Source organism: Paroceanicella profunda (assembly GCF_005887635.2).
GTDB lineage: Bacteria > Pseudomonadota > Alphaproteobacteria > Rhodobacterales > Rhodobacteraceae > Paroceanicella > Paroceanicella profunda.
Genome location: NZ_CP040818.1, coordinates 2,561,421 through 2,582,007 on the forward strand (window position 1 = coordinate 2,561,421; position 20,587 = coordinate 2,582,007).

General features: G+C 71.0%; 22 protein-coding genes. 9 read left to right on the forward strand and 13 right to left on the reverse strand.

The annotated features are described in order from the left end of the window. Positions 1-23: 23 nt before the first annotated feature. The 3 genes from FDP22_RS25265 to FDP22_RS11450 all read left to right on the forward strand — a co-directional run bounded on the left by FDP22_RS25265 (position 24) and on the right by FDP22_RS11450 (position 1,478). Positions 24-326, forward strand: coding sequence for a GNAT family N-acetyltransferase (locus FDP22_RS25265; protein WP_346728821.1), 303 nt, complete (start codon positions 24-26; stop codon positions 324-326). Then, positions 326-517, forward strand: a complete 192-nt coding sequence (locus tag FDP22_RS25270) for a GNAT family N-acetyltransferase (protein ID WP_346728822.1) — start codon at positions 326-328, stop codon at positions 515-517. Before FDP22_RS25265 ends, FDP22_RS25270 begins: the two co-directional genes overlap by 1 nt. Before the next feature lie 274 nt (positions 518-791). Next, a complete protein-coding gene (locus FDP22_RS11450) occupies positions 792-1,478 on the forward strand; it encodes a molecular chaperone DjiA (RefSeq protein ID WP_138573059.1) in 687 nt (228 codons plus the stop codon). A 531-nt stretch (positions 1,479-2,009) separates the two neighbouring features. Here the strand turns inward: FDP22_RS11450 and FDP22_RS11455 are convergent. Together FDP22_RS11455 and FDP22_RS11460 are read right to left on the reverse strand one after the other, a co-directional pair. Beyond that, positions 2,010-2,306, reverse strand: a complete 297-nt coding sequence (locus tag FDP22_RS11455) for a DUF1244 domain-containing protein (protein WP_138573061.1) — start codon at positions 2,304-2,306, stop codon at positions 2,010-2,012. Continuing rightward, the gene (locus tag FDP22_RS11460) at positions 2,306-3,061 is read right to left on the reverse strand and encodes an N-formylglutamate amidohydrolase (RefSeq protein WP_138573063.1); all 756 of its coding nucleotides are present in this window, start codon (positions 3,059-3,061) and stop codon (positions 2,306-2,308) included. Before FDP22_RS11460 ends, FDP22_RS11455 begins: the two co-directional genes overlap by 1 nt. Before the next feature lie 164 nt (positions 3,062-3,225). Between FDP22_RS11460 and pyk the strand changes: the two genes are divergently transcribed. The 3 genes from pyk (at position 3,226) to rplT (ending at position 5,361) form a co-directional block, all read left to right on the forward strand. After that, the gene (gene pyk, locus FDP22_RS11465; protein WP_138573065.1) at positions 3,226-4,671 is read left to right on the forward strand and encodes a pyruvate kinase; all 1,446 of its coding nucleotides are present in this window, start codon (positions 3,226-3,228) and stop codon (positions 4,669-4,671) included. A gap of 114 nt (positions 4,672-4,785) precedes the next feature. Then, positions 4,786-4,986, forward strand: coding sequence for a 50S ribosomal protein L35 (gene rpmI, locus FDP22_RS11470; RefSeq protein WP_138573067.1), 201 nt, complete (start codon positions 4,786-4,788; stop codon positions 4,984-4,986). A gap of 12 nt (positions 4,987-4,998) precedes the next feature. Then, entirely contained in the window at positions 4,999-5,361 is a 363-nt protein-coding gene (gene rplT / locus FDP22_RS11475; RefSeq protein ID WP_138573069.1) for a 50S ribosomal protein L20, read from the forward strand. A gap of 229 nt (positions 5,362-5,590) precedes the next feature. Here rplT and FDP22_RS11480 read toward each other — a convergent pair whose 3' ends face one another. Next, positions 5,591-5,749 carry a YqaE/Pmp3 family membrane protein gene (locus FDP22_RS11480; protein ID WP_138573071.1) on the reverse strand — a complete coding sequence of 53 codons (159 nt, stop codon included), beginning with the start codon at positions 5,747-5,749 and terminating at the stop codon, positions 5,591-5,593. 200 nt (positions 5,750-5,949) lie between these two features. On the opposite strand from FDP22_RS11480, the gene FDP22_RS11485 reads away from it, so the two are divergent. Then, positions 5,950-6,990: an aromatic ring-hydroxylating oxygenase subunit alpha gene (locus FDP22_RS11485; protein WP_138573073.1), complete on the forward strand. Its 1,041-nt coding sequence runs from the start codon at positions 5,950-5,952 to the stop codon at positions 6,988-6,990. A gap of 320 nt (positions 6,991-7,310) precedes the next feature. On the opposite strand, the gene FDP22_RS11490 is transcribed toward FDP22_RS11485, so the two are convergent. Next, positions 7,311-8,303, reverse strand: a complete 993-nt coding sequence (locus FDP22_RS11490) for a serine hydrolase domain-containing protein (RefSeq protein WP_138573075.1) — start codon at positions 8,301-8,303, stop codon at positions 7,311-7,313. A 387-nt stretch (positions 8,304-8,690) separates the two neighbouring features. Between FDP22_RS11490 and pheS the strand changes: the two genes are divergently transcribed. Next, positions 8,691-9,773 (forward strand): phenylalanine--tRNA ligase subunit alpha, encoded by a 1,083-nt coding sequence (gene pheS, locus FDP22_RS11495; RefSeq protein ID WP_138573077.1) that lies wholly within the window; start codon positions 8,691-8,693, stop codon positions 9,771-9,773. 190 nt (positions 9,774-9,963) lie between these two features. After that, positions 9,964-12,255 (forward strand): molybdopterin guanine dinucleotide-containing S/N-oxide reductase, encoded by a 2,292-nt coding sequence (locus tag FDP22_RS11500; protein ID WP_138573079.1) that lies wholly within the window; start codon positions 9,964-9,966, stop codon positions 12,253-12,255. A 476-nt stretch (positions 12,256-12,731) separates the two neighbouring features. Here FDP22_RS11500 and pqqE read toward each other — a convergent pair whose 3' ends face one another. From pqqE to FDP22_RS11545, 9 genes are all read right to left on the reverse strand, one after another. Continuing rightward, a complete protein-coding gene (gene pqqE, locus FDP22_RS11505) occupies positions 12,732-13,853 on the reverse strand; it encodes a pyrroloquinoline quinone biosynthesis protein PqqE (RefSeq protein WP_138573081.1) in 1,122 nt (373 codons plus the stop codon). Then, positions 13,850-14,149: a pyrroloquinoline quinone biosynthesis peptide chaperone PqqD gene (gene pqqD, locus FDP22_RS11510; protein WP_138573083.1), complete on the reverse strand. Its 300-nt coding sequence runs from the start codon at positions 14,147-14,149 to the stop codon at positions 13,850-13,852. Before pqqD ends, pqqE begins: the two co-directional genes overlap by 4 nt. Continuing rightward, positions 14,146-14,907 carry a pyrroloquinoline-quinone synthase PqqC gene (gene pqqC / locus FDP22_RS11515; protein WP_138573085.1) on the reverse strand — a complete coding sequence of 254 codons (762 nt, stop codon included), beginning with the start codon at positions 14,905-14,907 and terminating at the stop codon, positions 14,146-14,148. The genes pqqD and pqqC overlap by 4 nt, the downstream gene beginning before the upstream one ends. Then, positions 14,904-15,809: a pyrroloquinoline quinone biosynthesis protein PqqB gene (pqqB, locus tag FDP22_RS11520; protein WP_138573087.1), complete on the reverse strand. Its 906-nt coding sequence runs from the start codon at positions 15,807-15,809 to the stop codon at positions 14,904-14,906. The genes pqqC and pqqB overlap by 4 nt, the downstream gene beginning before the upstream one ends. 30 nt (positions 15,810-15,839) lie before the next feature. Further along, a complete protein-coding gene (gene pqqA / locus FDP22_RS11525) occupies positions 15,840-15,935 on the reverse strand; it encodes a pyrroloquinoline quinone precursor peptide PqqA (RefSeq protein WP_138573089.1) in 96 nt (31 codons plus the stop codon). A 239-nt stretch (positions 15,936-16,174) separates the two neighbouring features. Then, the gene (arsC, locus tag FDP22_RS11530) at positions 16,175-16,540 is read right to left on the reverse strand and encodes an arsenate reductase (glutaredoxin) (RefSeq protein ID WP_138573091.1); all 366 of its coding nucleotides are present in this window, start codon (positions 16,538-16,540) and stop codon (positions 16,175-16,177) included. 7 nt (positions 16,541-16,547) lie between these two features. Beyond that, positions 16,548-17,978: a M20 family metallopeptidase gene (locus tag FDP22_RS11535; protein ID WP_138573093.1), complete on the reverse strand. Its 1,431-nt coding sequence runs from the start codon at positions 17,976-17,978 to the stop codon at positions 16,548-16,550. 167 nt (positions 17,979-18,145) lie between these two features. Then, positions 18,146-19,528 (reverse strand): hypothetical protein, encoded by a 1,383-nt coding sequence (locus FDP22_RS11540; RefSeq protein ID WP_138573095.1) that lies wholly within the window; start codon positions 19,526-19,528, stop codon positions 18,146-18,148. Beyond that, entirely contained in the window at positions 19,513-20,583 is a 1,071-nt protein-coding gene (locus FDP22_RS11545; protein WP_170317668.1) for a family 8 glycosyl hydrolase, read from the reverse strand. The genes FDP22_RS11540 and FDP22_RS11545 overlap by 16 nt, the downstream gene beginning before the upstream one ends. Positions 20,584-20,587: the final 4 nt, after the last annotated feature.

A 20,587-nucleotide genomic window follows, 5' to 3' on the forward strand; every position in this document is an offset into this window, starting at 1 on the left:
TGGCAATTCGGAGGCGTGGAGCGATGGAGATACGCGGGGCGGAGGCGCGCGACGCGGCGGCGATGGCGGAGATCGTGAACCGCGAGATCCGCGAGACCACCGCCACCTGGACCACGCAGGAGCGCAGCGCCGCCGACATGGAGGCCTGGATCGCCGAGCGCCGCGCAACCGGCCACCCGGCGCTGGTGGCCGAGGCCGGCGGCACGCTCATCGGCTACGCCGGCTGCGGGCCGTTCCGCAGTTTCCCCGGCTACCGCCACACCGCCGAGCACAGCGTCTACGTGAGCCCCGCCGCGCAGGGGCTGGGGGCGGGGCGCGCGCGCTGATGCAGGCGCTCGAGGCCGGGGCCCGCGCGCAGGGGCTGCACGCGCTCGTCGGCGGCGTGGGATCGGAGAACACCGCCTCGCTGGCCTTCCACCGCGCCCTCGGCTTCACCGAAGTCGGTCGCCTGCCGGAGGTGGGCCGCAAGTTCGACCGCTGGCTGACCCTGGTGCTGATGCAAAAGCTGCTCACCTGACCGTGGGCCTCCCGGGGCCTTCCTGGGCCGCCCGCGGCAGCGGGCCGGGGCGGGCGGCCTCCGCCGCCAGCCGCAGGAGGGCGGATCACCTCTCGCCCACGGCATCGTGTAACCGGCCGTTCATCGCACGCGCAGGTGGGCGCTTTCGATCCGCGGCGGGATCTGTCACTCTGCAGGGGAGAGAGGGTCGGCGCGCAACGCCCGTGCCGGGGCCCTGAGTCTGCTGTCACGCCGCACCCCGGATGCGGCGCCCTGCTGGGTGAGGACCCCCGGAATGTCGATCTGGACCCGCATTGCCGAAGCCCTGTCCGCGCTGGCGTCCGGCGAGTCGCTGGCGGACGTGCTGGCGAAACTGCGCTCTCCGCCCGAGCAGAGCGTGGCCTTCACCATTGCCGTCATCGCGCTCGGCGCCAAGATGGCCAAGGCGGACGGGCATGTCACGCGCCGCGAGGTGGAGGCCTTCCGCGAGGTGTTCCGCATCGCGCCGGAGGACGAGGCCCAGGCGGCCCGCGTCTACAATCTCGCCCGCCAGGACGTGGCGGGGTTCGAGCTTTACGCAGACCGGGTGGCACGGATGTTCCGCAACCAGCGCCAGGTGCTGGAGGACCTGCTCGAGGGCCTGTTCCACATCGCGCTCGCCGATGGGGACTACCATCCGGCCGAGGACGCCTTCCTGCGCGAGGTGGCGCGGCGCTTCGCGCTGGAACCGCGGGTGTTCCGCAGCCTGCACGCGCGCTACCTGCCCGGGGTGGAGCCCGATCCCTATGACGTGCTGGGCGTCGCGCCCACCGACGATATCCGCACCATCCGCTCGCGCTGGCGCGCTCTGGTGCGCGACACGCACCCGGACCGGCTGGTGTCGCGCGGCGTGCCGGAGGAGGCCATCACGCTCGCCACCCGGCGCCTCGCCGCGATCAACGACGCCTGGGCGGCGATCCAGCGCGAACACGCCCCGGCCTGACCGCGCGGCCCCGTCGGCGCGGAAGGCGCAGGCCGCTCCCGGCCGGACTGCCCGGCGCTGCGGGCCGCTCTCCGCCTGAAGGCCGGGAGGCGCGGCCGCTCCCGGGCGCGCAGTTTGCACCGGGCCGGACGACCCGGCGCCGCGGGCGGCCTCTGCCTCAGGATCGGCAGGCGCGGGCCGTTTCGGGCCCGGGCGGGCGCGGGCGCGAGTTACATCGTGCCTGACAGTCTGGCGCCGCGGCCGGACTTCGGATCGGGAAGCGCGGGCCGATCCGGGCCCGGGTGTGCGGGAACGCAGGTTTCACCGGGGCGGACGGCCCGGTGGCGAGGGTGGTCTCGTCCTCAGCACCCGGCGGCGCGAGCCGTTCCGGCCGGGACGGTCGCGAGGGAGGCTGGCGCCGGGATCGAACCGCCGGCGCTGCGGACTGCCCACGGGTGAACGCCCCTGGCGCCGGTGGTATGCGGGGCGTCAGAAACCTCACCGGAGGCCCCGCGGCCGTGGCGGGGTCGCGCCGGGTTGCGGAGGGCAGGGTCAGTGGCTGGGGGGATTGGCGGCGAAGCCGGCCTTCGCCTCGGCGCTCGCCTCGGTCTGGTGCTTCGCGCGCCATTCCTCGTAGGGCATGCCGTAGACGATCTCGCGGCCCTCGTCCCTGGTCATCGCGATGTCGCGCTCCGCGGCGGCCTCCTGATACCAGCGGCTCAGGCAGTTGCGGCAGAAGCCGGCGAGATTCATCATGTCGATGTTCTGCACGTCGGTGCGCGTGCGCAGATGCTCCACCAGGCGGCGGAAGGCGGCGGCTTCGAGTTCGGTGCGGGTGGTGTCGTCCATCATCTCTCTCCTGCTCGGTAGGCGGCGATCACGTCGGCGAGCGGGCCGGCAAGCTTCGCCGCCCAGAGCGCCTCGCCCTCCGGAGTGGAGATGAGGTCGTTGCGCACCTCGATCAAGACATGCGGCAGCCCGCGCCCCAGCCCGTGCCGGCTCATCGTATCGCCGTCCAGCGCACCAGTATAGGGCTCGTTGTCGCCGATCTCGAGCCCGGGCACGGCGCGCAGCCGCTCGATCAGCGGCCGGGCGATGCGCCCGTCATCGTGCCAGAGCACCGAGAACTGCCAGGGCCGGAACGGCTTGCCGCGCAGCTGCGCGGTCATCGAATGGATGGAGACCAGCACGGGCTGGACGCCCCGGGTGGCCAGCGCGTCCAGCCGCGCGGTGATCGCGCCGTGGTAGGGATCATAGTAGAGGGCGCGGCGCCGGGCGATGTCGGCCTCGGAAATGCCGCGGTTGCCGGGAATGATGGTGCCGTCATAAAGCTGCATCACCAGCGTGGGATCGTCCGCCCCGCGGTTCGGGTCGATCACCAGGCGCGACTGGCGGGTGAGCAGGGCCGGCGCATCGAAGGCGGCGGAGAGCGCGAGGGTGACGCCGCGCGCGCCCGGATCCCAGGCGATGTGGCGGGCGATCTCCTCGGGCGGCAGGCCCAGGTCGCCCTCCGGCATCGCGTTCGAGGCGTGGTCACAGAGCAGGAGAAGGCCGGGACTGCCTTCCATGTTCACGAATTCGACCGGTTCATGTGCTGTCATCATGGCGGCCAGACATGCCGCGAAACTGCGCAGGCGGCAAGGAACTGAGGAAGGAAATTGCAAAAAAGCAAGGATATGTCGCTTGGCATTCCTTCACTCATTCAGCAAAGCGTGTTTATAAACGCAGCGCCCGGCCTCCGCGCCCCCTTATCTGACAGGATTGCACGATGCGACGTAACCGTAATGTAAAGGTGGTGGCCACGCTCGGCCCGGCCTCCAGCACCCGAGAAGTCATCCGCGATCTGTTCGAGGCGGGCGCCGACGTCTTCCGCCTCAACATGTCGCATGGCACGCAGGACGATATCCGTGAGCGGCACCGCCTGATCCGGGAAATCGAGCTGGAGCTGGAACGGCCCATCGCCATCCTCGCCGACCTCCAGGGGCCGAAGCTGCGCTGCGGCACCTTCGCCAACGGCCGCGAGACGCTGGAGATCGGCGCGCGCTTCCGCTTCGACATGGACGAGGCCGAGGGCACGACCGAGCGTGTGCGCCTGCCGCATCCGGAAATCTTCAAGGCCCTCGCCCCCGGCGCCACGCTGCTGGTGAACGACGGCAAGATGCGCTTCAAGGTGCTGGAGTGCGACGGCACCTCCGCCGAGACCGAGGTGATGGTCGGCGGCGAGATCTCCGACCGCAAGGGCGTGAACGTGCCGGACGTGATCCTGCCGCTCGCCGCCCTGTCCAAGAAGGACCTCTCGGACCTGGAATTCGCCTGCAAGCTGGGCATCGACTGGCTGGCACTGAGCTTCGTGCAGCGCGCCGAGGACGTGGAGGAGGCCCGCGCGCTGGTCGGCGACCGGGCGCTGATCATCTCCAAGATCGAGAAGCCGGCCGCGGTGCAGAACTTCGAGTCGATCCTCGCGGCCTCCGACGGCATCATGGTGGCGCGCGGCGACCTCGGGGTGGAGCTGCCCGTCGAATCGCTGCCGCCGATCCAGAAGCGCCTGGTGCGCGGCTGCCGCGCCGTCGGCAAGCCGGTGATCGTGGCGACCCAGATGCTGGAGAGCATGATCACCTCGCCGGTGCCGACCCGCGCCGAGGTCTCGGACGTGGCGCAGGCCATCTACGAGGGTGCGGACGCGGTGATGCTCTCGGGCGAATCGGCCGCCGGGCAGTATCCGGTGGAAGCGGTGCGCACGATGAACAACGTGGCGGAATCCGTGGAGTCCGATTCGATCTACCGTCAGGTGATCGAGGCCTCGCGCTCCGCCAAGCACGGCAGCACCTCCGACGCGATCACCGCCGCGGCCCGCGAAGTGGCCGAGACCACGGATGTCCGCGCCATCGCCTGCTTCACCCATTCGGGCACCACGGCCCAGATGGTGAGCCGCGAGCGCCCGCGCGTGCCGATCCTGGCGCTCACCCCGATCCTGTCGACCTCGCGCCGCCTGTGCCTCGTCTGGGGCCTGCACTGCGCGAAGACCGACGAGGTGGACCGCTTCAAGCACGCGGTGATCCTGGCCGCGCGCATTGCCCGCGGTGCCGGGTTCGCCACGGAGGACGACCGCATCATCGTGACCGCGGGCGTGCCGTTCAACGTGTCGGGCACCACGAACATCCTGCGCATCGCGCCGGTGCGCGAGAAGGCGATCTTCGAGGGTGAGCCCGAATAAGGGCCTCTTGCCAAGGGCCGGGCTTGCGCCTATAAGCCCGGCTTCCGAACCGGGGCAACCGGCCGAAAGGGCTGCCGTGCTGCCTCAGAACATTCTCTATGATCGGAGACCGAAATGCCCAAGATGAAGACCAAGTCGAGCGCGAAGAAGCGCTTCAAGGTGACGGCGAACGGCCACATCAAGGTGGCCCAGGCCGGCAAGCGCCATGGCATGATCAAGCGCACCACGAAGTTCATCCGCAACGCACGCGGCACCACCGTGCTGTGCGACCAGGATGCAAAGATCGTCAAGGGCTTCCTGCCCTACGGCCGTTAAGGAGCGCGAGAGATGGCACGAGTCAAACGCGGCGTTGTCACCCACGCCAACCACGCACGCATTCGCAAGGCAGCCAAGGGCTACTACGGCCGCCGCAAGAACGTCATCCGCGTCGCCAAGCAGGCCGTGGACAAGGCGCTCCAGTACCAGACCCGCGACCGCAAGACCCGCAAGCGCAACTTCCGCGCCCTGTGGATCCAGCGCATCAACGCGGCCGTCCGGGCGCATGACGAGCAGCTGACCTATTCGCGCTTCATCAACGGGCTCTCGAAGTCCGGTGTCGAAGTGGACCGCAAGGTGCTGGCGGACCTCGCCGTGCACGAGCCGGCGGCGTTCATCGCCATCGTCGAGAAGGCCAAGGCCGCCCTGGCCTGAGCCTTCCGCGGCACCCGAGATGCGAAAGACCCCGGCAGGTGCTCCTGCCGGGGTCTTTTCGATTCAACGGGTGGCTGTGCGGGTCAGGGAGCTTCGCAGGGCGCCGGGCAGGGGCGCGGGCGGGGCGTTGCGCCGAAGTCCGGGGGCAGGGGGGAGAGCCTCCCCACGCCCCCGGCCGGCATCCCTGCACGCCGGGGCGGTGCGGCCCGTGGCAGCGGGCCTGTCCGCCTCAGCGCCGGGCGATCACCCACACGGCATGCACGATGCCGGGGATGTAGCCCAGCAGGGTAAGCAGGATGTTGAGCCAGAACGCGCCGCCGATACCGACCTGCAGGAAGACGCCAAGCGGGGGAATGAGGATGGCGATCAGGATGCGGATAAGGTCCAAGGGTCTGGCCTCCGTGTTCTTCAGCTGTTGCGTGTCAGGGCGTGTGTATTCATGTGAGCAACGCACGGGGCCGGCCCGAAGTTCCGGGGGCCGCACGGTGCCCGGTGCGTGACGGGGCTGTCGCCGGGGCGTCCGCGCCTTGTCATCCCCCCTCGCGCCGGCCTAGATAACCGCTCAGGTTTCCCAGAGGAGGGCCCGCCATGCAGGGCACGAAAGCCGATCTGATGCGCGGGCTGTGGTATGTCGCGGCCCCCGGGACGGCGCTGAAACCCGGCAAGATGCTGGCCAAGACGCTCCTGAACGAGCCGGTGCTGATCTGCCGCAAGTCCGACGGCGGGGTGTTCGCGCTGCGCGACGCCTGCCCGCACCGGGGCATCCCGCTGCGCTACGGCAGCTTCGACGGCACCACCGTGCAGTGCTGCTACCACGGCTGGCGGTTCGGCGAGGGCGGGGGCTGCACCGAGATCCCCTCGCTCGCCCCCGGCCAGCGCATGGACATCTCGAAGATCAACACCGGGGACTATCCCTGCGTGGAGCGCCAGGGGGTCATCTGGATCTTCTTCGGCGAGCGGGGGGAGACACCCTCCGGCCCGCCGCCGGCCTTCCCGCATTTCGACAAGGCGCCGGATGCGTTCGTCTCCATGCCCTTCGACTGCTCGGCCGACCACGCGGCCTTCGGGCTGATGGACCCCACCCATGCCGCCTTCGTGCACACCTCGTGGTGGTTCAAGAAGGACGCCGCCACGCTGAAGGCGAAGGAGAAGCACTTCGCCCCCTCCGAACTGGGCTGGTCGATGGTCCGCCACCAGGTGCCGGGCCGCAACATCGCCTACCGGCCGCTGGGGCGGAAGGTGGAAACCCAGATCTCCTACATGCTGCCGGGCCTGCGCATCGAGGAGATCGCGGGGGAGACGCACCAGGTGGTCTCCGTCACCGCCATCACCCCGCTCACCGAGAGCACGACGGAGGTGATCCAGCTCATCTGGTGGTCCCTGCCCTGGATGCGGCCCTTCAAGCCGCTGCTGCGCCACCTCGCGCGGGTGTTCATCGACCAGGACCGCGCCGTGGTGCAGAAGCAGAAGGAGGGGCTGGAGCACAACCCGCGCCTGATGCTGATCCCCGATGCCGACACCCAGGCGAAATGGTGGATGCGCATGAAGGACGAATGGGTGGCCCACCGGCGCGACGACCGGGAGTTCCGCAACCCCATCCGCGAGACCGTGCTGCGCTGGCGGAGCTGACACCCGCCGGGGGAAATGCCCGCCCCGCCGAGGGGGCCGCGAGCTCCCGCAGCCCGGGCGGGCATCGCGAAGGCCCGCGGGCGGGCCTCCGCCGGCGCACGCCGCCGGGGCGGCAGCTGTCGGGCGGTGCGGGCCGGCACCCGGCGATCCCTCGGGGCCGTGGACCTTCGGGGGAAGCTGTTCGGGCCTGCGCCCGCCGTGACCGGCTGCTGGCGCCGCGATGGTGCCCGGAGCGGGAAGGGACCGTCCGCGCGGTCGCCCGCCTTGCGCCCGGCCTGCCTGCGTGACGCCGCCGGGGCCCGCCCTGCGCGGTCGGGGCGTCAGGCGCGGCCGAGCGCGAGAACCGGGCCGTCGAGCAGGGCCATGAGATCCCCGAAGTAGCCACCTGACCGGGCCGGCAGTGTCGGGTCGGAGGTGATGGCGGCCGCGAGGCCCGCTTCCGGATGCGCCGCGATGATCTGCCCGCCGTAGCCGCGCGCCAGCGTCCAGCCGCTGTCGGTGAGGAACCAGCCCAGCCCGTAGGCCATCCCCGACCAGGGCGACCGGGTGCGCGGGCTGCGCGAGGCGGAGATCCAGTCGCGCGGGAGCACCTGCGTGCCGTCGCGCGCGCCGCCGTCGCGCATCATCAGCGCCACGCGCAGCATGGCCTCCGGGGTAAGGCCCATGTCGTTGCCGCCGAAGTAGAAGCCCTGCGGATCGCGGGTCCAGGAGGGGATGTCGATGCCCAGCGGCGCGCCGAGCCGCGCGCGGGCGAGGGCGAGCAGGCTCTGGCCGGAAACGGTGGCGAGGGCGGCGCCGAGCACATGCGTGCTGCCGGTGGAATAGATCATCCGCCCGCCATTGGGCGCAACGCGCGGCCGGGTCAGGGCATGGGCCACCCAGTTGCGGCTCGCGACCCAGGTGCCGTAGTTCGGCCCGGAGGTGCTCTCGAGCCCGGCGCGCAGGGTGACGAGATCGCCCATCGTGGTCTCGGCCACGCCCTCCGTGGCATCGGGGGGGATGAGCGCGGGGGCGACCTCGGCGAGGGTGGCGTCGAGCCCGGAGAGCTCGCCACGGGCGATGGCGGCACCGAGCAGCAGGGCGACGAGGCTCTTCGAGCAGGACTTGATGTTGGCGGTGCGGTGCAGGCCCGGGCCACGGGGCGCCTCGGCAACCAGCGGCTCCGCCCCGCGGCGGACGAGGATGGCATGGAGCTGGGGCAGCGCACGGGCATCCGAGACGACGTCGGCGCCGCCCGCCCGGGCGGCGCGCGGCAAGGCGGGGGCGCAGAGCGCGGCGGCGGTCGAGGCGAGGAAGAGGCGACGGTTCGGCAAGGGGTTCTCCGGAGTGAACGCGGCGAAGGGGCAGTATGACAGCGATTGCGCGGCGGGTGTGCCCCGGTGATGGTCACGGTCCGTCACGTCGGGGTGAGGTGGCCGGGTCGTGCCGGCCCGGGGGCGTGGGCGTAGCCGTCGCGGCGGGGAGGCGCCGGCGCCCGGGGCGGGCGGAGGAGAACACCCCCGCCGGGCATCGCGTGCGCGACGGCGATCGGAGCTTTCGCACCGCCGAGGGGCCGGCCGCACTCTACCGGCCGCATGCCCACCGCGCGATCAGCGGTGCCCGGCGCCCGTGTTTTCGGGCCCGCGCGCCTGCCCGGTCTTGAATTCCGCCCCGCCTGTGATAGGCGGGAGCCGGACGGAATTCACTGAGGAGAGGCGGGCATGGACGGGCTCGACACCCTGCGCAGCCGGTATCTCGGCGCCATCGCCGAAGCGGCGGACGAAGCGACCCTGGAGGCCGTGCGCCTCGAGGCGCTCGGCAAGAAGGGCGAGGTCAGCCTGAAGATGCGCGAGTTGGGCCGCATGAGCCCGGAGGAACGGCAGAGCGCCGGCCCCGCACTCAACGCCCTGAAGGACGAGATCGCCTCGGCCATCGCCGGTGCCAGGGCCGGGCTGCAGGACGCGGCCCTGGCCGAGCGCCTGCGCGCCGAATGGCTCGACGTCACCCTGCCGCCGCGCCCCGCGCAGGCCGGCACCATCCACCCGATCTCCCAGGTGACGGAGGAAGTGGCGGCCATCTTCGGCGACCTGGGCTTCGGTGTGGCCGAGGGGCCGCAGATCGAGACCGACTGGTACAATTTCGACGCGCTCAACATCCGCCCCGAGCACCCGGCCCGGACCGAGATGGACACGTTCTACATGCACCGCGCCGAGGGCGACAACCGCCCGCCGCACGTGCTGCGCACCCATACCTCGCCGGTGCAGATCCGCTCCATGCAGCAGAACGGCGCGCCGATCCGCATCATCGCGCCCGGCCGGGTCTACCGCTCCGACTACGACCAGACGCATACGCCGATGTTCAACCAGGTCGAGGGGCTCGCCATCGACCGCGACATCTCCATGGCCAACCTGAAGTGGGTGCTGGAGGAGTTCTTCGCCGCCTTCTTCGAGGTGGACGGGGTGGAGACGCGCTTCCGCGCCTCGCACTTCCCCTTCACCGAACCCTCGGCGGAAGTGGACATCCGCTGCTCCTGGGCCGGTGGGCAGCTGCGCGTGGGCGAGGGGGACGACTGGCTGGAGGTGCTGGGCTCGGGCATGGTGCACCCGCATGTGCTGCGCTCCGGCGGCATCGACCCCGACCAGTGGCAGGGCTTCGCCTTCGGCATGGGGATCGACCGCATCGCGATGCTGAAATACGGCATCCCCGACCTGCGGGCCTTCTTCGACTCCGACCTGCGCTGGCTGCGCCACTACGGCTTCTCGGCGCTGCAGACGCCCACGCTCTACGCCGGTCTCGGCGCCTGAATCGCACCGGGGGAATGCCCGCGGCGCCGAGGGGGCCTCGCGGCCCCCGCAGCTTCGCGGGCATGGCGAAGGCCCCTCAGGGCCTCCGCCGCGGCGGCCCCGACCGGGGTTGGGGCTTGCGTCCCGTCGCCGCACGGCTAGTCTCTCCCCGATGATGCCGGCGCGCCGCCGGACGCCGGAGGAGACTGACATGACGCGCTACACCTCGTCGCACTGGGGCCTCTACGAAGTGGAGGGCACCGAGGACGCCCCGCGTATCGTGCCCTTCCGCGGAGACCCCGACCCGTCCGAGATCGGCCTGCACCAGCTCGCGCCCGAGCTGAAGGCGGCGCGCATCCGCCGCCCGGCCGTGCGCCGCAGCTGGCTGGAGGGCGGCCCGGGCCATGCGCCGGAGCTGCGCGGCCGCGAGCCCTTCGTGGAGGTGAGCTGGGAGGAGGCGAGCCGCCTCGCCGCCGCCGAGGTGGCGCGCATCCGCGAGAGCCACGGCAACAAGGCGATCTTCGGCGGTTCCTACGGCTGGTCCTCGGCCGGGCGCTTCCACCATGCGCAGAGCCAGGTGCACCGCTTCCTCAACATCGCCGGCGGCTATGTGCGCAGCCGCGACAGCTACTCGCTGGCCGCGGCCCACGTGATCCTGCCGCATGTCGTGGACGACATGCACAGCCTGATGACCTACCACACGAGCTGGGACGTGCTGGCCGAAAATTGCACGCTCTTCGTGGCCTTCGGCGGCGTTCCGGCAAAGAACTCGCAGATCTCCGCCGGCGGCGTGGCGCGCCACAAGACCCGCGCCGGGCTGCGCGCGCTGGGAGAGGCGGGGGCGGAGGTGGTGAACATCTCGCCGGTCTCCGACAACCTGATCACCGACGGGCCGGTGCGCTGGGTGCAGATCCGCCCCGGCTCGGACACCGCGATGATGCTGGGCCTCGCGCATGTGCTGCAGTCCGAGGGGCTGCACGACACCGGTTTCCTCGCCAGCCATTGCACGGGCTGGGAGCGGTTCGAGGCCTATCTCACCGGTGAGAGCGACGGCACGCCGAAGACGGCGGACTGGGCGGCGGAACTCTGCGGCGTGCCGGCCGACGAGATCCGCGCGCTGGCGCGCAGGATGGCCTCCAGCCGCACGATGATCAACGTGGCCTGGGCGCTGCAGCGCTCCGACCGGGGCGAGCAGCCGTTCTGGATGACCATCACGCTTGCCGCCATGCTGGGGCAGATCGGCCTGCCCGGCGGCGGCTTCGCGGTGGGCTACGGCGCCGAGAACATGGTGGGCAGCAACGAGCTGGACCTGCGCGTGCCCTCGCTGCCGCAGGGGCAGAACGCGGTGGCGGAGTTCATCCCCGTGGCGCGCATCGCCGACATGCTGCTGAACCCCGGCGGCAGCTTCACCTACAACGGCGGCACCTACACCTACCCGGACATCCGCCTCGTGTGGTGGGCGGGCGGCAACCCGTTTCACCACCATCAGGACCTCACCCGCCTGCAGCGCGCCTTCGAGAAGCCGGAGACGATCGTCGTCAACGAGCAGTTCTGGACGGCGGCGGCCCGGCGCGCCGACATCGTGCTGCCGGCCACCACGGCGATGGAGCGCGACGACCTCGGCTTCGGCACGCTGGAAGGGCACTACGCCTACATGAAGGCCATCGTGCCCCCGGTGGGCGAGGCGCGCGACGATTACGAGATCTTCCGTGGCATTGCCCGGGAACTGGGCCTGGAGGAGGCCTTCACCGAGGGCCGCGAGGCGGAGGACTGGCTGCGCCATTTCCATGACCGGACCCGGCAGTCCTGGGCCGAGCACGGCATCGAGGTGCCGGATTACGAGACCTTCCGGGAGCAGGGGCTGGTGGACCTGGGGCCGAAGGCCCGTGCCCGGGTGATGCTGAAGGACTTCCGCGAGAACCCGGCCGCCCACCCGCTGCCCACGCCCTCCGGGCGCATCGAGATCTATTCCGAGCGGGTGGCCTCCTTCGGGCTGGCCGATTGCAAGGGCCACCCGAGCTGGTTCCCGCCGGAGGAATGGCTGGGCGCGGCGGCGGCGGCGCGCTTCCCGCTGCACCTCGTCTCCGACCAGCCCGAACGCCGGCTGCACTCGCAGCTTGACCCGAGCCCCTGGAGCCGGGCGAACAAGATCGGCGGCCGCGAGCCGGTGCTGATGCACCCCGAGGACGCCGCCGCGCGCGGCCTATCGGACGGCGACACGGTGGAACTGTTCAACGACCGCGGCCGCTGCCTTGCGGGCCTGCGGGTGACGGAGACGGTGATGCGGGGCGTCGCCCGCCTCTCCACCGGCGGCTGGTACGACCCGGATCCGGACAGCGGCACCGAGCGGCACGGCAACCCGAATGCGCTCACCGCCGACCGCCCGGCCTCCGGCCTCAGCCAGGGCTGCGCGGCCCACAGCTGCCTGATCGACATCCGCCCCGCGACCCTGACCCCGGAGCCGCGCCCCTTCGTGCTGCCCGAGGGCGCGACCGGCGGCTGACCGCGAAACGCCCGCCGCGCCGAGGAGGGCCTTCCGGCCCTCCGCAGCTTGGCGGGCGTGGCGAAGGCCTCTCCGGGCCTCCGCCGGCGCGGGCGGTGAGCGGGGGCTCTGCCGTTGATCGGGTTCTCCTGCTGCGAGCGCGCAAAAGCGCATGCCCCGGGGCTGCATGCTCAGGGCGTGAAGATCGTTCTTCGGGGTCAGGTCGTTTCCGCACCCTCCGGGCCCGCGCTACCCCGGACATCTCGCCTCGGTCCCGGCATCCTGTGGCGACGGTGACGCGCAGGGCGAAGGACCACCGGTCCTTTGCCACGCCTGCCGAGCTGCGGGGACCGGAGGTCCCCTCGGCGAGGCAGGCGTCCCACCGGCAGGCGTCCCACCGGCAGGTGTCCCACCGGCAGGTGTCCCACCGGCAGGTGTCCCACCGGCAGGTGTCCCACCGGCAGGTGTCCCACCGGCAGGTGTCCCACCGGCAGGCGTCAGGCGGGGTTGGTGCGATACACGAGGGAGGCGCCGGTTTGGGCGGCGTCGGCTTCCGCTTCGGCCACGAGGCGGGCGTGCAGGGGGGATTTCACGCAGACCGGGTCGGTCGCCGCGGGGTCTCCGGCGATGGCCATCGCCTGGCAGCGGCAGCCGCCGAAGTCGATGCCCTTGCGGTCGCAGGAGCGGCAGGGCTCCTGCATCCAGTCGAAGCCGCGGAAGGCGTTGAAGGCCGGGCCGTCGCGCCATATCTCGCCGAGGTGCCGCGCGGGGGCACGCTCGAACGCCAGCCCGGGGATGGTGTGGGCGGCGTGGCAGGGCATTACCCGGCCGTCGGGCAGCACGTTCAGCCCGGTGGAGGCCCAACCGCCCATGCAGGGCTTGGGGTAGTCGGCGTGGTGGTCGGCGGTGACATAGTCGATCACCAGCGTGCCGCGCAGCCGGGCGCGGGCCTCGCGCACGATGCGGCTCGCCTCGCGGGCCTGGGCGCGGGTGGGCATCAGCGCCGCGCGGTTGCGCGCCGCCCAGCCGTGGAACTGCACCGTGGCCACTTCCAGCCGCCGCGCGCCCATGGCGAGGGCAAGCTCGATGGTCTCCGGCAGCCGGTCCAGGTTCAGCTTGTGCATCACCGCGTTGAGGGTGAGGGGGATGCCGCGCGCGCCGATCCAGCCCGCCACCGCCATCTTGCGCTCGAACCCGCCGCGGTAGCCGCCGATGTGATCGGCCATCGCCGCGTCCACACCCTGGAGGGAGAGCTGCACATGCTCCAGCCCCGCGGCCTCCAGCGCGTCGAGCCGCTTTTCGGTGAGGCCGATGCCGGAGGTGATGAGGTTGGTGTAGAGGTCCACCGCATGGGCGGAGGCGACGATCTCCTCCAGGTCGCGGCGTGAGGCGGGCTCGCCGCCGGAAAGATGGACCTGCAGCACGCCGATCTCCGCCGCCTGGGCGAAGACATCCGCCCAGGCGGCAGCCGACAGTTCGGTGTCACGCCGGGTCATCTCCAGCGGGTTGGAACAATAGGGGCAGGAGAGCGCGCAGCGATGCGTGAGCTCGGCGAGCATGGCCATCGGCGGGTGCACGGCCACGGCGCGGGCGGTGTCGGGGCGGGTCTGCTCGGTCATGCGGCCTCCGCCATGCGGCGCTCGATGAGCGAGACGAGGAAGCTGCGCGCGTCGCCGGCGATCTGCTCGGCCGGGGCGTTGTAGCGCGCCGCCAGCCGGGTGACGATCTCCGCGAAACTGCTGGTGCCGTCCAGCTCCGCCAGGATCGCGGCACCCACGGCATCGAGCTTCAGCGCCCGCTCGGGCGCGAGCAGAACGTCCATGCCGCGCACGGAATCATGCTTCACCCGCACGCCGCGCAGCAGGCGCGGGCAGGCGTGGTCGGGCAGCACGGTGCTGGCGGCGGGGTCGCTCATGCCGCCGCCCGGTCCAGCAGGCCCTCGCCCGGGCGCCAGGCGCCGGGCGGGATTCGCCCCTCCACATAGGCGCCCCAGAGCGCGTCGAGCTGGGTCCAGAGCACGTCGGTCTTGAAGGTGAGCGCGGCGGCGGCGGCGTCCTGGCGCTCGGCGGTGTCCGCGTGGTCCAGCACCCAGGCGAGGCCGAAGGCCACGTCGTCCGGCGCCTCGGTGAGCCGCTTGCGGAAATAGGACAGCGCGGCGTCATCTGCGAAGGCGTAGTGCTTCAGCAGGCCCTCGATCCGGTCCGCGTGGATCTTGGGCGCGAAGAGCTCGGTGAGCGAGGAGGCCACGGCCTCCAGCAGGCTCATCTCCCGCACGAAGCGCACATAGCCGTCCACCGCGAAACGGGTGCCGGCCAGCACACCGTCGCTGGTGGCGACATAGTCGGGGTCCAGCCCCACGGCGCGGGCGAGCTTCAGCCAGCGGGCGATGCCGCCCTCGCCGGCCTCCGAGCCGTCGTGGTCCTCCATGCGCTTGCGCCAGGCGCGGCGCAGGGCGGGGTCATCCACCCGGCTCATGAAGGCGGCGTCCTTCATCGGGATGCGCGACTGGTAGTAGTAGCGGTTGATCACCCAGGCGCGCACCTCGTCGGGCGTGCAGTCCCCGCCGTGCAGGCGGGCGTGGAACGGGTGCCTGTCATGGTAGCGCTCCGCGCCGATGGCGCGCAGGCGGGCCTCGAAATCCTCGCGGCTCTGCGGGGGGCGGGCAGGGGTCATAGCGTGATCTCCATTCCATCCTGGCCGATGGTCCAGCCCGCCGCCTCGGCCGCGCGGCGCTCGGCCGATCCGGGCACGAGCACCGGGTTGGAATTGTTCATGTGCACGAAGATGCGGCGGCCGATATCCATTCCCGCCAGCGCGGCGATGGAGCCCGAGGGGCCGTTCATCGACATGTGGCCCATGCGGGCGCCGGTCTTCACGCCCAGCCCGAGGCGGATCATCTCGTCATCCTCCCAGAGCGTGCCGTCGAAGAACACCGCGTCCGCGCCCTGCAGCCGCGCGGCAAGCGTGGGGGTGACCCGGGCGCAGCCGGGCACGTAGAGCAGGCGTGCCCCGGCGGCGGAGAGTTCCACACCCACGGTCTGCTCCCCCTCCATGTCGGTGACGAGGCCGGCCCCGTCTCCCTCCAGGTAGAGCGGCACCTTCCCGGGCGCGGCGAAAAGCGTGGCGGAGAGGCCGGAAACCGGCTCGATGCTCTCGCCCAGCGCCACGGGCGCGCGGGTGACGACGGCAGGGTCCAGCGCGCCGAAGATCGGGTTCGCCGCCAGCACCTCCGCGATTCCGCCGGTCATGTAGAGGGTGAAGGGCTGCTTCTCCCGCAAGGTCAGCAGGCCGGCGACATGGTCGATGTCGCCGTTGGTGAGCATTACGGACTTCAGCGGCACATCGCGCAGGGCGGTGGGGTGCAGCGCAGGGCTCGCCGCAAGCTGCCGGCCGATGTCGGGCGATGCGTTGAGCACCAGCCAGTCCTCCCCGTTCGCGGTCACCGCAAGTGAGGATTGCGTCTGCGGCGGGATTTCGCCCCGCCGCGCTGCGTTGCAATTGGCACAGCCACAATTCCATTGTGGCAGCCCGCCTCCGGCGGCGGCGCCCAACACGACAGCGCGCAGTCTGGTCATCTCGTCTCCACGCTGTCGGGTCTCATGCGATCAGAAAAGGTCCCGATCGTCTTCCTCAGCGGGGAAATACATGTTGATTTCCATGCCGCAGGTCACTTCTTCGAGCTTCGGTGCAGTCCAGGCCATTTCGGTTCTCCGTTTGATGAGAGGTGTCCTGCCGTGCCAGCCAGGGAGCTCCGTACCCGCCATCCGGCGGAGCGGAGCCCGATCCGAGCCATCCCGACACCCATCAGAAATAGGCACCCGCGACATAATGTCAAAGAGAAATCCATAATAAAAACATAAGGAAAGCCCGCAACAGAAAATGTTGTCACGGTAAATTGTACCTTGGTCGCAAGACCGTAAAGCGGCGGACGGCGCTGCCCTCAGTCGGGGCGCGCGCCGGCAATCAGCGCGTCCACGGTTTCCGAGGGCCGGCACAGTTTCGTACCGTGCGGCCCGGTGACCAGGGGGCGGTTGATCAGGATCGGATGCGCGAGCATCGCATCGATGATCCGGGCGTCGGTGACATCCGGGGCGTCGAGCCCGCGCTCGCGCCAGTCCGTGCCCTTCTCGCGCAGCGCGGCGCGGGGGGTGAGCCCGGCCTCCGCGATCAGGCGCAGGAGGGTCTCACGGTCCGGCGGCGTGTCGAGATAGGCGATGACCTCGGGCTCCAGCCCCGCCGCGCGCAGTTTCGCGAGCACGTTGCGGGAAGTGCCGCAGGCGGGATTGTGATAGATCTTCCAGGTCATCGGAGCCTCACGCGTCATGGGCGGCCGGGCGCGGCTGAAGAGCCGGGCGCACGTCCTCGGGGATGGGGCAGGCATAGGGCTCGCGGGCGAGATGATCGCGGTGCGCCTTCTTCGCGCGGGCCAGCAGAACGGCGTCGGAGAACAGCATCTCAGCGGTGTGCGCCATGATCTTCGCCACATGCACCATGCCCTTGTGCGCCGCCGGCGACTTTCCCTGCGCGGTGATCTGCCAGGAATGGCCGGGGGTGCCGATGGCATGGGTGGCCGCATGGGCCTGCACGGTAGGCACGGCCCAGGAGACATCGGCCACGTCGGTGGAGCCGACCATCTTCACGCCGCGCGCGTCCAGCGGCACCACCCAGGTGCACAGGGGGGCATCCTGCGAGGGTACGCCATTCGCGGCATAGTCGTTCGCGATGTCGTCCGGCTCCAGCGTGGCCTGGATGCGGCGCGCGTAGTCGCGGTCCGCGGCGTCGAAGGGCACCGGCCCGAGCGCTTCCATGGCCGCCTGCATCGCCTCCTCCAGCGGGCGGTTGCCGAGCATGTTGGAAACGGCGGAGATCACCTGCATCTCCACGCTGGTGCCGGTCATCAGCGCGGCGCCGCGCGCAATGTCGCGCACCCGCTCGTTCAGCGCCATCATGCCGCGCAGCGAGGTGGAGCGGATGGCATAGCGCACCCTGGCGCGGGCCTGCACCACGTTGGGCGCGGTGCCGCCGGCGTCAAGATAGGCGTAGTGGATGCGGCTGTCGGCAGGCACGTGCTCGCGCAGGTAGTTCACCCCGACGGACATCAGCTCCACCGCGTCGAGCGCGCTGCGCCCCAGGTGCGGGCTGGCGGCGGCATGGGCGGCGCGGCCCGTGAAGCTGAAGTCGATCCGGGTGTTGGCAAGGCTCTCGGCCTCCGCCACCCGGGTCATCGAGGCGGGGTGCCAGGTGATGGCGGCATCCACGTCGTCGAAGACGCCGTCGCGCACCATGAAGGCCTTGGCGGCACCGCCCTCCTCGGCCGGGCAGCCGATGTAGCGCACGCGGCCGGGGGTGCCGGTCTCCGCCAGCCAGTCCTTCAGCGCGGTGGCGGCGAGCAGGGCGGCGGAGCCGAGCAGGTTGTGGCCGCAGCCGTGGCCGGGGCCGTCGGCTTCCAGAGGCTCCGGCCGGTCGAGCCCGGCGACCTGGGAGAGGCCGGGCAGGGCGTCATACTCGCCCAGGATGGCGATGACCGGGCCGCCCTCACCGGCTTCGCCCATCACTGCGGTGGGCAGGCCGGCGACCTCCCGCGTGACCCGGAAGCCGCAGGCCTCCAGCATGTCGGTGTGTTCGGCACAGGAGCGGTACTCGGCGTACAGCAGCTCGGGCATGCCCCAGACGCGATCGCTCAGCGCGATGAATTCGGCGCGATGCGCATCGACATGCTCCCAGACCGCCTCGGTGTTCTGCATGGCCCGCTCCTCGTGCCGTGTTGAGTGATGTCGCGGCCCCATCGGGCCATTGGTCGCAGACTGGCACTGCCGGGGCGCAGATTCCAGTGCGATTCCAACCTGCCGGCAGGAAACGGGGGCGGCCGGGCGTGCCGGCTGCCCCCGCGGTGTCGGCTCTCCGCTGCGTCTCAGTAGGGGATGAAGACGGCGCCCGAGGCTTCCAGCCCGTTGCGGCTTTCCGGGGTGGAGAGGGTGCTGTCCAGCCGGCGGAAGATGTCCTGCGCCGGGATGCGGCGGCCGGAGTTGAGCAGGGCATAGGCCTTCAGCGTCTCCAGATCGCGCCGGGTTCCGCCCATCAGCCGCTCATAGGCATCGAGATAGCTCACGGCCACCGCGTATTCCTCGCCCTCGTAGGCCCGGAAGGCGCGCTGTTCGATGATGCTGGCCTCGATCTGGCGGCGCTGCTCGTCGGAGAAATCCGCCGTGGAGGCGACCTGCGAGGCTTCCTCGGCCATGTTCATCTTGAGATAGGCCAGCGCGATGCCGAAGCGCACGTCGCGGGCCTGGTCCGCGGGAATGCCCTGGGTGAGGGCGTCCTCGAACCCGACCAGCGCCTCGGTGGGCCGGTCCATGTTGTAGAGGCACCAGGCGCGCTGCGCGCGTATCTCCGCCGTGGCCGGGGTCATGCTCTCGGCCACGCAGGTGCTCCAGTCGCCGGCCTGGGCCGCCGAGGTGATGGCGGATGCGGCCGCGGCCGAGGCGGCCGCCGCGCGGCTGGCCCGGGTCTGCGCCGCCGACTGGCGGGGCGAGGCGGCGGCGCTGCGCGCGGTGCTGGCGGTGTCGCTGCCGGCGGGGAACTTCCGGCCGGCCATCAGGCGCTCCAGCAGGGCGTCCAGCTCTTCCTTGTCATCGGGGTACTTGCGCGTCGCGTCGGCGAACAGGCCGCGCAGCTGCGCCTCGGTGGTATAGGCGTTGGCCTTTTCCAGCGTGGGGATGGCGAGGTCGGAATCCGAGCAGGTGTCGATCACCCCGCGCCACACGGCAACGGCCTCGCCGACCCGCTTCAGCTCGCCGTAGGCGTCCCCCAGCAGCCAGGCGTTGTTCACCCGTTCGCAGCTCACGATCGCCGGCGTGGCGGTCGCGACGCTCACCACACCGCTGTAGTTCGCGGCGTTGTAGGCGCGGGTGATCTCCTGCTGGGCCTCGGCGACGGCGACCGCCTGGACCAGATCGTCCGGCGGGGTCCAGTCCGGGTAGTTCTCGTGCAGGCTGTCGAGCTGGGCCCGGGCCCGCTGAACCTGCCCGGAGCCGAGCAGGTCCCACACGGCGCCGGCGTTCGGGCCGCCGGTGAACAGGCTGTCCATGTCGGTGGGCGGCGCCCAGCCGGGATATTTTTCCTGCAGCCGGCGGATCTCGGCCTGGACCGCGTCGGTATCGGACTGGCGATAGTAGTATCGCAGCGCCTCGAGCTCGCGGTCAGGCACCTGGACGGCGCTCTGCGCCAGGAGGGTGCTGCCGGCGCTGGCAACCAGCGCCAGCGCGAGGAGGGCGGTTTTCAGACTGGAACGCATTGCGGTGAAATCTCCCACTGGGCGACGAGTGTGAGCAGATGAAGCGTGGCCGGATAGTAGGACTGATCTGCCGTGAAGGCGGGAATGGCGGAGCCGGCCTGGCCGTCGCTCACGCAGGTGAGCAGGCCGTTGCAGGCGCGGTAGCCGGGCTCCGCGCTCCACTCCAGGGGCGCGGAGGTCTCGCGGTCGATCACCACCGGGGTCTGGTCGCTGCCGAAGGGAACCTGGTCCAGCACGGTGCGGAACCGGTTCACCGCCGGGTTCTCGATGTCTCCGGACCAGGCGAGGTAGAGCGGCACGCGCAGCGCCTCGTAGCCGGAGTTCCACGACATGCCGGGCGCGGGGCTGAAAGTGCCCTCGCTGACCAGAACCCAGTCCGGCACCGGGCCGCCGGCGGCGAGGCGCGCCAGCATGCGCTGGCCGTCGCGCGCGACAGCGGTGAACCTGGCCTCGCCTGTGGCCTCGGCCACTTCGCGCATCGCGCGCAGCATGTAGTAGGACGGGTTCAGGATATTCCCCTGCGGCGTGTTGAACCCGGCCTGGGCCGGCAGCAGGAGCAGGCTGCCGTCGGATTCATCGGTCACCACGCATTTCGCCAGCAGCGCCCGGGCGATCACCGTGGCGCGCTCGAGATAGGTGGGGTTGTCGAAGCGGCGCGAGGCCCGCGCCAGCGCCCAGGCGATGAACAGGTCTCCGTCGGAGGCATTGTTGAGGTCCGGCACGGAACCGCCGTTCGGCTCCAGCCAGCGCCAGGCGTAGAGCCCGTCGCCGCGCACCGAGAGGTGGAGGTCCGACCAGTCCAGCATCGCGGCGAAGGCTTCCTGGTCATCGAAGGCCGTGGCCAGAATCATGCCATAGCCCTGTCCCTCGGAATGGCTGGCCTCCATCTGGACATTGTCGACCACGCGGCCGTCCTTCAGGAACCTCTTCTTCCAGGCCTCCCAGTAGATCCGCGCCGGGTGCACCGGGGCCTGCGTGGCCTGGGCACGTGCGCCGTTCGCAATCATGCAGGCCATGGCCGCACCACTTGCAAGGATGAATTGCCGTCGGTCCATTACA

Excerpts from the sequence above, each read along its gene's own strand:
- FDP22_RS25270 (WP_346728822.1), top strand. The coding sequence starts at position 326 with ATGCAGGCGCTCGAGGCCGGGGCCCGCGCGCAGGGGCTGCACGCGCTC.
- arsC (WP_138573091.1), bottom strand. The coding sequence starts at position 16,540 with ATGACCTGGAAGATCTATCACAATCCCGCCTGCGGCACTTCCCGCAAC.
- pqqE (WP_138573081.1), bottom strand. The coding sequence starts at position 13,853 with ATGACCGAGCAGACCCGCCCCGACACCGCCCGCGCCGTGGCCGTGCAC.
- pqqC (WP_138573085.1), bottom strand. The coding sequence starts at position 14,907 with ATGACCCCTGCCCGCCCCCCGCAGAGCCGCGAGGATTTCGAGGCCCGC.
- FDP22_RS11545 (WP_170317668.1), bottom strand. The coding sequence starts at position 20,583 with ATGGACCGACGGCAATTCATCCTTGCAAGTGGTGCGGCCATGGCCTGC.
- pqqA (WP_138573089.1), bottom strand. The coding sequence starts at position 15,935 with ATGGCCTGGACTGCACCGAAGCTCGAAGAAGTGACCTGCGGCATGGAA.
- pqqD (WP_138573083.1), bottom strand. The coding sequence starts at position 14,149 with ATGAGCGACCCCGCCGCCAGCACCGTGCTGCCCGACCACGCCTGCCCG.
- pqqB (WP_138573087.1), bottom strand. The coding sequence starts at position 15,809 with ATGACCAGACTGCGCGCTGTCGTGTTGGGCGCCGCCGCCGGAGGCGGG.
- rpmI (WP_138573067.1), top strand. The coding sequence starts at position 4,786 with ATGCCCAAGATGAAGACCAAGTCGAGCGCGAAGAAGCGCTTCAAGGTG.
- rplT (WP_138573069.1), top strand. The coding sequence starts at position 4,999 with ATGGCACGAGTCAAACGCGGCGTTGTCACCCACGCCAACCACGCACGC.
- FDP22_RS11485 (WP_138573073.1), top strand. The coding sequence starts at position 5,950 with ATGCAGGGCACGAAAGCCGATCTGATGCGCGGGCTGTGGTATGTCGCG.
- pyk (WP_138573065.1), top strand. The coding sequence starts at position 3,226 with ATGCGACGTAACCGTAATGTAAAGGTGGTGGCCACGCTCGGCCCGGCC.
- pheS (WP_138573077.1), top strand. The coding sequence starts at position 8,691 with ATGGACGGGCTCGACACCCTGCGCAGCCGGTATCTCGGCGCCATCGCC.
- FDP22_RS11450 (WP_138573059.1), top strand. The coding sequence starts at position 792 with ATGTCGATCTGGACCCGCATTGCCGAAGCCCTGTCCGCGCTGGCGTCC.
- FDP22_RS25265 (WP_346728821.1), top strand. The coding sequence starts at position 24 with ATGGAGATACGCGGGGCGGAGGCGCGCGACGCGGCGGCGATGGCGGAG.
- FDP22_RS11455 (WP_138573061.1), bottom strand. The coding sequence starts at position 2,306 with ATGGACGACACCACCCGCACCGAACTCGAAGCCGCCGCCTTCCGCCGC.
- FDP22_RS11500 (WP_138573079.1), top strand. The coding sequence starts at position 9,964 with ATGACGCGCTACACCTCGTCGCACTGGGGCCTCTACGAAGTGGAGGGC.
- FDP22_RS11540 (WP_138573095.1), bottom strand. The coding sequence starts at position 19,528 with ATGCGTTCCAGTCTGAAAACCGCCCTCCTCGCGCTGGCGCTGGTTGCC.
- FDP22_RS11535 (WP_138573093.1), bottom strand. The coding sequence starts at position 17,978 with ATGCAGAACACCGAGGCGGTCTGGGAGCATGTCGATGCGCATCGCGCC.
- FDP22_RS11460 (WP_138573063.1), bottom strand. The coding sequence starts at position 3,061 with ATGATGACAGCACATGAACCGGTCGAATTCGTGAACATGGAAGGCAGT.